Raw genomic sequence first — 13,878 nt, forward strand, 5'->3', positions numbered from 1 at the left:
GTCGCTCATTTCTAGAGAAAATGCAAGTCTTTCTCTAGTTTGAAAGGAGATTTTTATTGGTTTTTTATTACGGTCTGCCTACTGGTTTTTTGCGGACAATGCCGCATTTGAATTCAAAGGTGACTTTTTTGTCTCTATCGAGAATACCTCGCTCTACTGTTTTGATGAATATTTCATCGCTAAAGCGCTTGGGTAGCTGGTCAAGGTATTCTAAAAGTACCTCCAATTGTTTCTGGAAGTATAAGCTTCCCTCTTTTTTATCTTTGAGTGCATCATATTCTTGTTTGAGGATTTCTTGCTCGAAAATCAGGTGCCGTAAGGTGGCATCGTAAAGGGCGTCTGCACTGCCCATTTCTCTCGCGGCTAGATCGCTAATTCTATTTGTTACCGCTTCAAGTTGCTTTTCAAGCTCTTCAAATCTTGCTTGCTCCTTTTCCGATAACCTTTTATCTGCTATGGCCTGCTCTGCATCTGCTATAACTTCATCCCTGTTGTTGCGCATTTCACGTAGAAGCTCTGTGAAACAATCTTCCAAATCAATCTCCCAAACGTACCTTCCATTGCAGCCTTTATAGTCTGGGTCTCTCCCTACCGGTACTCGACATTGCCAGGCTGAGAAAAGATACTTCTCGCCATTTGTTTGGGATGTTAATCTGCGTCTGACCACAGGCCTGCCGCAATGGCCGCAGAAAAGTTTATTGGAAAAAGAGGCTTTTCCGCTATAGTTCATTCGATACTTGCCATCGGGATCTTTGCGCATGTTATATCGGCGTTTGATCTCCTGTTGAACGGCCTGGAATTCTTCTTCCGATATAATGGCCGGGTGGTGGTCCTTAATGTAGTATTGAGGCAAAATATCTCGGTTGGGGACGCGCTTGTGGTTCAGGAAGTCTATGGTGACTGACTTCTGGCAGAGTACGGCGCCATAGTACTTCTCCTGTTTTAAGATTTTTAGAATGGCGTTTCCCGTCCATGTTGCATTGCCTCTGGCGGTAAGAATGCCATCTTGCATCAGCCCTTTTGCGATTATCGTTGCGCCTTTGCCTTCTAAGTACTCTCGAAAGATTCTTCTGACTACAGCTGCTTGCTCTTCATTGATGACGATGTTCCCTTGTTCATCCGTATCGTATCCTAAGAAGTAGGTGGTTGGGCAATGGGCTTTCCCTTGTTGGAATCTTTTCTGCACGGCCCATTTTGTACCCCATGATCCGATTTAGATAAAAAATCTAGATATAGTATCGAGCTAGATTTTGGGCTACTAGATATAGTGGTGATCTGGCCCTTTTTTCGTGAAACGATTACTTTTATCAATATGCTTCGTAGATAAAAAAAGATCAAAAAAAGCACATCACCAATAATTAGTGATGTGCTCGTTCGAGTATGAAAAACCTGGGCCGGTTGGTCACCAGAGTATTAGCATTATTCGATATAAACGTATTTAAGATTTGTCAAGAGAAAACTTTATCTCTTCATGAATCCTAGTTGTTCTTGTAAACGTTTAAGTTGAAACTACTGCGCTGCCATCAAAGACAATTCTAAAAAGTTTTTCAAGACAAAAGCCCCGCCAGGACACTGCCCGCGAGGTTCGCTAAGACAGGACATCATCCCTCTTAGCAAGCGTAATTATACAGAATTCCGTTCAAGATGTCAATAGTTAATGTCATTTATTTTTTGTTCTCTAACGATTTTTAACCCAATAACATCTAATGGCTCCAAGCTTTCTTGATTTTCAAGGGTAATTTTTGTCCGCTCCATTTCGCGTTTCCAAAGATTACGTGAAACTATTGTGGCAATAAAATCAATGATCTCGCTTCCTGCATGCGTAACCTCTTTGCCAGTTGACACTTCTTCTTTGCCCACAAATCGTATTTCATCATACAGCTCATTAATAATCTCTGGGCGAAAATGTTTTGTTCCAATTGTAATAGCATGATGATAAGCTTCTTTCAGATCTTGTCTTTCTCCTAATCCGACATCGCCATCATATCTTAATTTAGTTGAATACCATTTGTTTTTATTTTCAATTCCAACTTGATTTTGTTCTTTCAATTTAATAAGGTATGGTACCATTAAATCTAAATGTTCTTTAAATGCAATGTATGGTGGTTGATATGAACGATTCTTAAGCCAAGCTCCTTGCTTTCGAATAATATGTTCCTTATTGACGTTAATTCCAGTTATATGTATGAAGAATTCCATTTCTTCCAAGGTGTTAATAATGTCCTTAAAAAAATGATATACTTTCAGTCGATCAACATTATCAGTATTTTTTTCCTTGAAAATGTTTATCCATTCTGGTTTATAAGGTTTCCTTGGATTAATTTGAAGTAAGTATTTCACATCTGTAAAGTGTATGTTTAATCCGTCAGGAACATTGTACTCTTTTCGCAATTCTGCCCATTTTACCTCAATTTCATTTATGTACTTTTCTCTTAAAGCAGTAATACTTGCGATTGTATAATATTCCTCTTTAGTGTTAAAATCTACCAAGCGCGACTCGTCTAGATATGTTATACAAATATTTTCACGATTTCGCATAGAATCTTCTCCCAATAGTTCTTTTTCCTAATGTATGGGCATAATATAAAAGACATGCAAAATGGGTTTTTCCTGATTTTGCAGACCCCTTACAGGCATTGTCCCGGTAAGGGGGTTTAATATGATGTATAACTTTATCTATATACCAGGAATTTTTCCAAATATACACAGGCTAACCAGCTGGTATAGGTTGTTTTAATAGATTTTATCCTTTTTCGATATAAAACCTTAGATTCCTCTTTTTGGTTAAAACCACTTGTTGTTTTTTGGATTATTTTGTTGATAATAATTTGCTTACAATCTAAATACTATTACTTTGAAGTAAATAGGAGGTGCAATTTTTTGAGTAAAATTAGTGAAAAGTTTGACCTGGCCACACTCAATGAAATCGAAAGAGAGCTTGAAGAGATACACTCAATCGCAATCACTTGTTATCGTGATAACCCCCAGCTTTTTGATACTATAGACCATTTAGCAAGAGTTGCAGGAATGTTTTGCTCAGCCATCTCTCAAGAGATGGAAGGTCATATAGAGACAGGTGATCCTCAAGGATATATTCAAGGAAAGCTTTCTATTCCTATTTCACATATGAAGAGATATAAGGAAACGCATTCTACTTCTTAAACTATACTGTTATATTACTTCTTTGTGACCGAGCATTTCACCTTCATATATGCACTTCTCTATTTTTTTATTTACATCTCAGTGATAGTCGGTTACCTCGAACTTTCTTGTAGAATATTGCAAAGAACCCACCTTGGTATCTATGACCTTGGTGGGTTTTGTTTATTATAATTCAAATGGCTTATCTAGAAGAGCTCTTAATCGGCTTTCAATCATTTCAATTTGACGTGTATCTCTATAATTGGAACAACTCGATTTTCTGCTCATCAATGCCCATCATGGCAGCGAATTTTCTTATTCTATCTTTGTCTCCATCACTGTACCAACTGATTTTCCAACGCAGCTTCCTAGGATCTTCGTTGCACTCGATTATTTTCCTGAAGTAGGGATGATCAACTGGGGATAAGGAATGACCAATCACAACAATCTCTTCTATGTTTTTTAGTGTATCAAAGAATGGTCTATTATCGATTATGATTTCGTCAGTTTTCTTGGCTGAATCAGTGAAATAACCTTCAATCGTCCTAGATGCATGATCTGCAGCATAGTATCTGATCGGATTCCTCCAATTCCCCTTGCTTTCATCCTTCTGGAAATAAGTAAGGTAAGTCAAGCTATCATTTCTATATTTTCCGCCTTTTCGTCCCCTACGATAATGACTAAATCGCTTATCACTTTTATTTCTTTCAAACCAATCCTTAAAATCCTTATCCGGATTACGGCCATGGCCTAATATCAGATTATTTTTGGTATCTCTTCTATCACCGTGTATGTATAAGATATTAGTTGCTGGCACTCCATACAGCGATTCAAGAAACTCGGTGTAATTGAAGTTAATAAGTATTACATCTGGATTGAGCATTGCATCACATACCTTGTTCTTCCCAGATTGAGGCTGCAACGTCTTGATCCATTGCTTAAAACGTTTAGGTAAATTCTCTGTCAGGTCAGGAACTACCTGGGTCCCTGTTTCAATAGCTGCAAAGTAATCGGCGTAAGAAAAGTCATCATCATCCTCATCAAACGTATCCATGAAGGTATCTAGCATTGTATCTACTGACTCCATGACCATCTCACGCGATAGAAATGCTAGGTTATTTTCAAAATCGCCCCAAAAGTTCTCACACTCAAAATAAGTATCCATTTCAAAGCTTAAGGACTTGTCACGTCTTTTGATAAAATCCCGGAACTCATAATAGCTGGATTTGACGCCATGGGACAAGTCAAACCCATTTCCTATAATGTATAATGTTTTAGGTTGTTGAATTGCCATGGTCGTCAAGCCTCCTCTGGCTTTTACACATATAACTTGATTGCCTGATATTTCGGGTATTCAAGAAATTGTTTATAGTTGATTTGTCAATGATGACTCATATTCACTTAAAGAGATCCCTTCTGGTAGCTTCCATAACCTCTGGCCACTAGAAGAACTACCTAAGACAATGGATGCTGCGGTGGAAGCACTGGAAAAAAGATGGTCTTTAGAAAACACAATTTCATCATTAACTTCAATGAGAACTTTTTCGTTAATGAGTTTTTCTCTCAGATTTTTCATCCACGGTGGCAAAGATTGAGCGACATTTCTGGTTATTTTCGAGCCTTTGAATACAACAAAACCTTCTGCTGTAGGTCGGCCTTCTGCATCAGCGCCACGCCGGCCTTTAATATAAAAGATTACTGACTTATTGTTCTTGCCACTCTCATCGCCGCCATTTACCGTTCGCTTGACAGCTGTTGATTTCTTCAGCTCATCAAAAACTTTGTATCCTAACGTGCTGACTAGTAACTTTATGTTATCAAGAAACTCTTCCAGCTCAGCAATGTCAGCTTCGGATAATGTGCCACCTATCGGTGTAAAATCATTTAGAACCTGATATCTCATGGCATGTCCAGCTGATTCGATCATTTTCTGCTCTAAATATCGAATATGTGCTTTGTTAAGGTTGTCATCTTTGCTTATTATGATGAGCGACTCGTTCCAGAAATCTTTCTTCAAATGTTGCTTCAGTCTAACTAGAATATTTTCTGATTCACCGATGTAGACGGCTTCTTTATCAATTGCTTCGTCTTTACCAAATAAGAGATATACTCCAGAACTATTCAATTCATTTCTATCGCTAGAATCTTTTACCATTGTTCTTGGAATTTTATAGGCTTTCCCAGTCCAGTTAGACAACTCACATGTTAACCTTCCATTTGGATCGCCATCTATCAGAAGCATGGTGATTTTTTTGCCATAGATTTTCATATTTCTATCCCCTATCATGGTGATAAAGTACCATACCCTTAAACCTGCGCTGCAAAGACTTAAAGCAACGTTCTAATTCGAAAAAAGAAAACCTTTAAGATAATTTTCAACAAAATATTACAGTTCCCTCTTTGGGCTGGGGCTTTTCCTTTTCTATTATTGTGTTTTTTTCTGACCTAACAATTTGGTTTTTGTAGCTCGTCAAACCAACCCCTCTCTTTGTTTAGTTTAAGCAAGCTTGTTTTTTGCCAAACTAAAATCAAGAGTATATAAGGGGTTTTAAGTGTGGATAGAATGGATGAAGGTCTTAATTTTTTCAAAGGATTAATAGTTGGTACGGTAATCAGCGTTCCTCTATGGGCATTAATCGTATTCGTTTACCAAACGATTTCAAAATAAATCCATCCTTTACGTTAAGATGAATTTCCTTGTTACCGTATTTCAGGGCTGAGTCATCTTGATGTCGGGATGTCTCTCTGCCACGTTAAGTGCCAAATAAATTAATATTCTACAGAAAAAAACGCCCCACCAAGTAGGCACATTAGAACCGACTCGGTAGGGTGCTATTTCGTCTTCGTACGCCTCTAACTCACTTTTTACCTGGTCCGATAATTTGCCATCGGTTCAATCATCTGTTTATCGAACCTCACCTTAGTTTTAAGATGGGGTTTTATTTGGATTGCCAAAAAAAATAGAAACGATTCAATCCTTTTCAGCTAAAGCTTCTAAGTACATATCATCCTTTCTCTTCACCCTGGTGATTCTGTATCTGCCGGTGTCGCAGACCAAAACCATGTTCTCCTTAACTTCAAGTCCCGGTATTTGCCGGAGCTGAAAAACCGTTCTCGCCTCTTCTGTTAAAACATGCAGTTCCTCTCGATACGCCTCCATGCTTGCTACAATATGATCATTACTCCCTGGCCACTTTTGAGTAGCGCCAATTCAATCACATCGATGAATGTTTTCAATCTTCCAATACCCACCTTGGACACTTCCTTCTTTTTTAGGCAAAAGAAAAACCCTGTGCAGACTGGCACAGGCTGAACAGATTCTTGAGAGAGACTTGGTGACAGTTGTTTTCTTTCCTTCTTGCTGATCATCACCATTCTCCCCTCCCCAACCCATTTTATTTTGCCAGTAGGAGTATCGCTCTAGAGCAGGCCTATATCAATAGAATTCGAGGGGTTCTCGTGCTAACGACATATAAAACCCCGGACCCGCAGGCCAACGGAGTATGATCATTATTTGTTTACGCGTGTAGGGCAAACTTAAATTAGTGACTTGTTAATCAAGATTTTCTCTGGGACGCAGCCTCATTAAAAAAGTTACAACAACAGACTTCCCCAAGTTAACCACAGGCCTGCCAAATTCCTCCTGCCCCCACTACAACACATTGTATCGGAATCTTTGCCTGATAACTGCCGCTAAAATAGGAGCTCTAAGTGTTACGGAATCCTCATCTTGTTTTCAAGTTGGGGATTTTTTGATTCTTACTGTTTTAGCAGGTTGTTTTTTAGCGGTATCGTCAATGAAAAGCTTAAATGGACAATCTTTAATAATTGGTGAACAAGCATAAAAATAGCATGAAAGAAAAAAGGAGGGTCAAAGAATTGTACCATAAACCTTTAATTGTCCATCGCAACGGAAAGGTGTTCTTGATTCAAGACCATGATCCCTATGGTCACTTAGCCCAAAAGCTAACAGACTTTGCAGACATGATAAAAATACCAGAAGGGGTATCTACATTTGAGTTATCCTCTTACGCATTGTGGTCAGCAGCAGCAAAAGGATATAACGCCAAAAACCTATGTTCATTCCTAAAAGATAATGCATGTAACACATTAGATAGTACATTAGAATCCATGATTCTTCAAAATATGAGGCAATATAACAGTCTAAAGTTATTTCGGCACGGAAAATATTTAGCATTACAAGCAGTAAGGCCAGAAATAATTTTAGAAATTTTAAAAGATAAACCATTAGAAAAGAAAGTGGTTAAAAAGATTAATGATTGCACCCTTTTATTTAATGCTTCTGAAAAAGTAGAACTAAAAAAACAGCTATTTAAAAAAGAGTTTTTCGCCATTGATTCAACTAATGAAATGGGTAAGGAACTAGATATTAATTTACTGAACATAACAAGAAGGGGTCAAGAATTTAAGCTAAGAGATTATCAGATACAAGCAGCCCGTGCATTCTTAGATAATAAAGATAAAGCTGGGGGCGGTGGAATAGTTATCATGCCACCTAGGTCGGGAAAAACCTTTGTAGGCTTTGAGATTATTGGTAACTTAAAATTGAATACGTTGATAATTACAGAGAATCACTCAAGTGCAACAAGTTGGAAAGAGGAAGTGTTAGATAAGACTGATTTAGCTGAAGAAAGTATTCTCCTTTATAACAGCAATCAGCAAGGCTTAGAACCGATAACAATTACTACATATCCATACCTTAGTGCAAATAGTGAAGCATTTGAGCATTTAGCCGCGCAGGAGTGGGGCCTAATTATATACGACGACGCTCATAAACTACCTGCTAAAAAAAACATGGCAACGGCAGATATCCCCTCTAAATATAAACTAGCGCTGGCGGCAACCCTTGCCCGCAGTGACGAACAAGGAACATTAGTATATGCACTAATTGGTCCAAAATGGTATGAAATACTACCTCAAACATTGAGAGGACTGGGGTACTTAAGCAATATAGATTGTGCTGAAGTAAAGGTGCCTCTATCTGAAAAAGCAAAAGAAGAATATACCTATATTGAAATGAATGGAAATGATCATAAAGCATTACGAAAGGTAGCTGCAGAAAATGATAAGAAAAAAGAGGCTCTTGTTCATCTAATTAAACCGCAGAAAAGAACTGCTATTGCCTCATATTATAAAGAGCTCGCCAAACAAATAGGGCAAGATTATCAGATTGATTATGTAACTGGTGAAATTAATCCGAAAATAAGGCTGAATTTGGTTGAAAAATTTAATACAGAAGAGATTAATTGTTTAGTTTTTACATTAGTTGGTGAGCAATTTAACCTACAAAATTTAGATGTATTAATCGCCATCTCCTACCAGGGAGGCTCTGCTAGAGAAGAATACTTAAGGTTAGGAAAGTTAATGGAGGTAAATAAGAAAGGGACTAATGGCTGGTTTTTTTCGATAATTTCAACTGAAACCCTTGAAGAAAGTGATTATAAAGGTAGACGTAGAAGCCTTATTAATTATGGCTATAGGTTTAAAATACTGGAGTTAAAAGATTTAGAGGAAGGAGAAATAATCTCTTGAAATTAATGGAACTCCTAGATGAGATGGATATTGAAGAAGTAAAAAAACTGGCTCTCGAGCTAGGTGGAATAAGTATTTTCAAAGATACAGTTAAGGTTTATTTAGAAAAAAAGATATTTGAAAAGTTAACTAACTTACATTTCTTGGTTGTTACAATAGAAAAAATGGATGAATCATGTATTATAACACTGACTCAGCTGGTTTTCTTTGACGATTGTAAAAATAAGAATCATTTAGAGCCTCTCCGAAAAAAAGGGTTAGTCTTTAGAGATATGCAAGTCCCTGATGAAATCAAAGAACTTGCTAGAGAGTACTTACAGTCTAAAATCAGAAAAACTTTCAGTAAACAATTGGAAGTAAAGCAAACACCTTTTTTAAATTTAATTTTATTAGTTGGTCTAATAAAACGAAATGAAATCGCCATCAAGAGACTGAAAAATAACAAATTAAACATTAAGTTGAAGGTAGAAAACAAAAATGTATATTACCATCTTGAAAAGGAGCTAATACCATTATTAATTAGCTTTTTAGAGTTTCAAGGATTAGTTTATTGGGAAGAAAATTCACTGCTAGCTGACCGTGCTGCACTAATTAAATGGATTAATAATGACAATTTTACGAAACTTGAGTTATTGTATAACTGGTTGAAGCCCGGACATGAAAAGTTATTTAAGTTGATATCTATTTTATCTCAAATACAAGATGATCTAGAAAGTTGGATCGATCTAAAGGTTTTTGTTGAGAGCGATATCCCCCATACAGTGGAAGCCATTGAAAAATTCAACCTTATTAGATTTTTAAAAATGAATAAGCGCGGCTATGTAAAACTTACTCCCGAAGGATGGTTTTACATAAAAGGAATCTACCCTTCTCATTGGTATAGCAAAAGCATCCTAATTTCAGCCGACTTTGAAGTGTATATTCCTCATGACTTTGACCCAAACCTCATTTCCCTTTTGGATAAATATGGCCAACTAAAAGATAATGATTATTTTTTAGTGTACGATATAGACCCCATTAATTTGAATAGAAATCAAGACCGTAAAAATTATAAGTCATTCATTAATGAACTAGAAGATAAAAGCAGTGCAATGCCTCAAGTAGTAAGTTATGAGTTGAATAATTTTTACAACTCCCTATCTTGATCCGCATATCAGACACTTTTTTGACACCTTTTTCTATCTGGTCAACATGGTGTCTTCGGTCACAGGGCCTTGAAGAAATTCTTGATGAGAGACTTTGGCGACAGTAATTCCTAATTCCATTCTCTTCTTGCCGGGCATCTGGCCATCATTATTTACCTCCCTAGTCTTTAAGATTAACGCTTTAGAGAGGGCTAATATTTAGGAAGTTCGAGGTCGGTTCTCATGCTAACGAAATAAAAAGCCCACCAAGTAGCTATCTAAATCTTAGACGCTAACTTAGTGGGCTTTCTCTATTAATTCATTTTTTCTTAGGAACCCTTTCCTTTCTCTGCCCTTTCACCTTCAACTTATAGGATCGCTTCTCTTCAAGATAGCACTCCCACTCGACTCCTGTGCTTAGTGTATAGACAATCCGGCCGTCGGGATGAACAACGCCACTTTCTACAAGGCGCTCGAAGATATCTGCTCGAAAGTCCACTCGGTGCTTGAGCGGATCAAACTCCTCCAAGTCCTCTAATTCTTTCATGAGCCACTTTAGTTCATCTCGATACTTTTCGGCCTTTTCTTTTCGCTCTTCATACTCATCTAGCTGCTCTTTGCATTTTACGATCTGTGCGGTCAACGCTTCGACCTTTTTGGTGTCTTGGCCTGCTTTGTTTAGCTCCTCATCTACTGCTTCATATAGTTCTTGGTTGAGTTGCTCCATCTTTGCTTTAATCGCTTTCACTTCAGCAAGCTCTTCACTCGTTAAATCGGTCTTCGCTGCTACAGCTTCTGCCTCTATCTGAAATCGTTCATTTGCTTTCATCTCCAGCAATGCGGTCATAAAATTATGCTCTAGATACTCTTGGCGAAAGCTCGGAACATTGCACTTGGCGAAGTTGTTTTTCCCTCTAGCGACAAGGCATCTCCAATAATGCTTTGCACCTTTCTTCGGGTCTTGGTGATTGTACTGCGTGTGAGGGCTCAGCTTTCCTCCGCATTGACTGCACCTAAATATTTTATGAAAGTTTTGGGGCTCCCTTCTTTCTTTTGGCGTGATCTTTACTTTTGCTTTTCTAACTTCTCTCAGTTCTTGCGCGGCATCCCAATCATCTGGTGGGATAATGGCTGGATGGTGGTCTTCGATGTAATACTGGGGAAGCTCCCCTTTGTTGACCAATCTTTTTTGTGTGATTGCATCTTGTGAATAGGTCTTTTGGTATAAGTAACAGCCTTTATAAAAGATAGACTGCAAGATGCAATCGACACTGTTTTGGTGCCAGTAGTTATTTCCGCTGGCCGATTCAATCTTCTCTTCGCTTAACTCTCGGGCAATTGTTCTGCTACTCTTTTCGTTTAGGTAAGATCGAAAGATTCTTCTAACTACGTCGGCTTGTTCAGGGTTGATGACCCAGTTTTTCTCTTCATCAAGGTCGTATCCATAAGGGACTCGACTCACATTGACAATGCCTTGTTCGGCTAACTTTTGCTTTGCCCATTGGCTACTGCTGCCTAAGCTGACCGCTTCTTCTTGGGCCATACTGCTAAGAATTGTTAGCATCAATTCACTGTCTTCATCGGCTGTGTTGATGTTCTCTCGTTCAAAGTGGATATGTACCGGCGGGTCCAGTGACTTTAGCATTCTTGCATAGGAAAGTGCGTCCACTGTATTTCTAGAAAACCTTGAGATGGATTTGGTTAGTATGAGGTCGATTTTTCCTTCTTTGCATTTTTGCATGAGCCGATTAAACTCTGTTCTGTTTTTGGTTTTTGTTCCCGACAGCCCTTTGTCGGCAAAGATCCCGGCAAAGCTCATATCAGGGTTTTTCAAGATCAGATAAGTGTAGTAGGCAACTTGCGATTCTAGACTGATTTGTTGGGGGTCTTTTTCCGTTGACACCCTGCAATAGCTGGCTGTTCTCAGTTTTGGTTTTTCTAGCTGCTTTCTTTGAACAGCCTGCTCCACTTTGATGATGTTCTCTTTTTTTATTTGGCGTGTTAGATAACCCTTTGCTGGTGTGTTTATCTTTGCTTTATTGGTTGAAGTAAGCGCATCTCTGTGGACATGAGTATCATTTTGAGCAAGAGTATCCCCTTGGATGAATGTATTATCTTGGGCTATCACATCACTCTGGATGAGCGCATCATCTTTTATAATCACATTATCCTGCACAGGTGCATCGCTCTGGCTAAAAGTATCGCCTTGGATGAGTGTATCATCTTTGGGTATCACATCACTCTGAATACGCCCATCGCCTTGGTCAATCAAAACAACCTGCACAATTGCTTCGCTCTGGGCTAACACTTCATTCTGGCTAACTTCTTTCCCCTGGACTATCACATCTTCCCCCTTCCTTGATTGCTCCTTGGCGTGATTTAGATTCCTCCATGTTTTAGGTGGCTCAGGTGTATCGCCTTCTCCTACCTGTGTTTCTTGCTGGTCATACCATTGAACGAGAAACAAATCTTTTGAATAAATCGTCATGCTAACGATCCATGCTCGTAAGCGATCGATGGTAGCTTGTTCAAAAAAGTCATCGAGAGAAGAAATGCTTTTCATCCAAGCGATGGATTCTTCCCGATAAGGCCTGTCCTTTTCTATCTTTTTGAGGTGACTTTCAAAGGTAAAAAGCTCCTCTTCTAGCTCTTTCTTTTTGTCCTGGATTACAGGCAATTCACATTCGGGCGCCTTTTTTTCCATCTCTCTGATCAAACGGAGCCGGCTGAAGTAGAGCAAGCGGCGCTGTTCGTACTGATCTTGTTCATGATGTCGTTTCATTGGGTAGAAGATGTCTTTCAAGGTCTGGGTATCAAAACGCTTCTTAAAGGCTTCTTTCATCATCTCAAGTAGTTCTGATTCATAGAGCCTGTAAGAAGAGCATATTTCCATGCCATATTTACCTTTTCTACAGCGCCAACAAGGGGTAGCATAGTCCCTTAAGAACTGATAGTTACATCCGCATAACCCGCAGAGGATGCGACTGGATAAGGAGCGAAACTCTGCTTTTTTCATATTCTTTTGGTACTCTGTCGCTTGGATACGCTTCTGTACTTCCTCAAAGGTGGCCAGGTCAATAATGGCTTGATGGTTATTCTCAATGTAATAGCTCTGTCTCTCTGTTGCTTTGCCTTTGTTTAGAAGATCATTGGACTTAAATGTGGCAACTCGATTTCCCGTATAGGTCACATTGGTTAGAATTTTTTTGACCGTTGTTCCGTCCCAAACAGCGCTTCCTCTTGAGCTGATCACTTTTTGTAACATCTAATATTGGGCGATTTCATTGTAGTTTTTTCCTTCTAGATATAATTGATAGACTTTTTTAACGTACATTGCTTCTTCTTCGTCAACGGTGATGTGGGGCTTTTTTTGATAGTGGGAAACATGGTAACCGAGAATCCGCTCAAACTTAGGCACGCCTCGTAAGGTTCTTTGCTCATAGCCCCAGCTGACGTTTTGGCCTAATGTTTCTACTTCGTTTTGAGCAAGGGCCGCATAGGTGGCCAGTAAAAATTCGTTATACTCTTTTGAAGTGTCGAGGTTTTCTTTTTGAAAATACAAACCCACATTGAGTTTTTGTAATTCTTTCACCACTTCCATAAGCTCTTTTACGTTTCTTGAAAATCTGGATATGCTTTTGGTGACAATGTAATCAATCTTTCCTTCTCGACAATGGCGTAACAAGCGGTTCAGGCCTAAGCGGTTGTCCATTTTGGTGCCAGAAACACCTTCATCGTAATAAATCGAAACGAGCTTAAAATGTGGCTGCATTTGAACAAATCGAGTGAAGTAATCAATTTGAATTTCTAAGGACTGCAATTGCACGCTGATTTTTTTGCTTGTTCTAGCGTAAGCGGCAACTCGGATGATCTTTTGCTCTGATCCTAGTAGGCTTGCTTTTTCCTGGGCTAAGGGTTTCCAGAGAACTTCCTTCCACTCATGGTTTTTTAGAATGTCCTCGGACAAAGAAAAACCCCCTCCTCTTCTATTCAAGATTGGCGATCTTCCCTCACCTGTTGGTACTGGGGAGGTACGTTATCTATCACTCAATCTTGCTAG

10 protein-coding genes are annotated in these 13,878 nt (G+C 38.7%); 3 read left to right on the forward strand and 7 right to left on the reverse strand.

Translation table 11 applies throughout. The annotated features are described in order from the left end of the window. Positions 1–67: 67 nt before the first annotated feature. Positions 68–1,186, reverse strand: a complete 1,119-nt coding sequence (locus F9B85_RS03535; protein WP_151618610.1) for a recombinase family protein — start codon at positions 1,184–1,186, stop codon at positions 68–70. Positions 1,187–1,647: 461 nt separating this feature from the next. Further along, complete coding sequence (locus F9B85_RS03540) at positions 1,648–2,538, reverse strand: hypothetical protein (RefSeq protein WP_151618612.1); 891 nt, start codon at positions 2,536–2,538, stop codon at positions 1,648–1,650. Between the two features lie 342 nt (positions 2,539–2,880). Between F9B85_RS03540 and F9B85_RS03545 the strand changes: the two genes are divergently transcribed. Beyond that, positions 2,881–3,162, forward strand: a complete 282-nt coding sequence (locus tag F9B85_RS03545) for a hypothetical protein (RefSeq protein ID WP_151618613.1) — start codon at positions 2,881–2,883, stop codon at positions 3,160–3,162. 235 nt (positions 3,163–3,397) lie between these two features. On the opposite strand, the gene F9B85_RS03550 is transcribed toward F9B85_RS03545, so the two are convergent. The 3 genes from F9B85_RS03550 to F9B85_RS03560 form a co-directional block, all read right to left on the reverse strand. After that, on the reverse strand, positions 3,398–4,435 hold the full coding sequence (locus F9B85_RS03550; protein WP_151618614.1) for a bacteriophage abortive infection AbiH family protein: 1,038 nt from the start codon (positions 4,433–4,435) through the stop codon (positions 3,398–3,400). 72 nt (positions 4,436–4,507) lie between these two features. After that, a complete protein-coding gene (locus tag F9B85_RS03555) occupies positions 4,508–5,410 on the reverse strand; it encodes a GIY-YIG nuclease family protein (protein WP_151618615.1) in 903 nt (300 codons plus the stop codon). Positions 5,411–6,306: 896 nt separating this feature from the next. Beyond that, positions 6,307–6,510 carry a hypothetical protein gene (locus F9B85_RS03560; protein ID WP_151618617.1) on the reverse strand — a complete coding sequence of 68 codons (204 nt, stop codon included), beginning with the start codon at positions 6,508–6,510 and terminating at the stop codon, positions 6,307–6,309. A gap of 510 nt (positions 6,511–7,020) precedes the next feature. Between F9B85_RS03560 and F9B85_RS03565 the strand changes: the two genes are divergently transcribed. Continuing rightward, positions 7,021–8,694 carry a DEAD/DEAH box helicase family protein gene (locus F9B85_RS03565; RefSeq protein ID WP_170270145.1) on the forward strand — a complete coding sequence of 558 codons (1,674 nt, stop codon included), beginning with the start codon at positions 7,021–7,023 and terminating at the stop codon, positions 8,692–8,694. After that, a complete protein-coding gene (locus F9B85_RS03570) occupies positions 8,691–9,839 on the forward strand; it encodes a hypothetical protein (protein WP_151618620.1) in 1,149 nt (382 codons plus the stop codon). The genes F9B85_RS03565 and F9B85_RS03570 overlap by 4 nt, the downstream gene beginning before the upstream one ends. 298 nt (positions 9,840–10,137) lie before the next feature. On the opposite strand, the gene F9B85_RS03575 is transcribed toward F9B85_RS03570, so the two are convergent. Together F9B85_RS03575 and F9B85_RS03580 are read right to left on the reverse strand one after the other, a co-directional pair. Then, the gene (locus tag F9B85_RS03575; protein ID WP_170270147.1) at positions 10,138–13,071 is read right to left on the reverse strand and encodes a recombinase family protein; all 2,934 of its coding nucleotides are present in this window, start codon (positions 13,069–13,071) and stop codon (positions 10,138–10,140) included. Positions 13,072–13,083: 12 nt separating this feature from the next. Beyond that, the gene (locus tag F9B85_RS03580) at positions 13,084–13,785 is read right to left on the reverse strand and encodes a recombinase family protein (protein ID WP_170270148.1); all 702 of its coding nucleotides are present in this window, start codon (positions 13,783–13,785) and stop codon (positions 13,084–13,086) included. Positions 13,786–13,878 lie beyond the last annotated feature (93 nt).

It is taken from the genome of Heliorestis acidaminivorans (genome assembly GCF_008933955.1).
Lineage (GTDB): Bacteria > Bacillota > Desulfitobacteriia > Heliobacteriales > Heliobacteriaceae > Heliorestis > Heliorestis acidaminivorans.

Excerpts from the sequence above, each read along its gene's own strand:
- F9B85_RS03555 (WP_151618615.1), bottom strand. The coding sequence starts at position 5,410 with ATGAAAATCTATGGCAAAAAAATCACCATGCTTCTGATAGATGGCGAT.
- F9B85_RS03560 (WP_151618617.1), bottom strand. The coding sequence starts at position 6,510 with ATGATCAGCAAGAAGGAAAGAAAACAACTGTCACCAAGTCTCTCTCAA.
- F9B85_RS03550 (WP_151618614.1), bottom strand. The coding sequence starts at position 4,435 with ATGGCAATTCAACAACCTAAAACATTATACATTATAGGAAATGGGTTT.
- F9B85_RS03540 (WP_151618612.1), bottom strand. The coding sequence starts at position 2,538 with ATGCGAAATCGTGAAAATATTTGTATAACATATCTAGACGAGTCGCGC.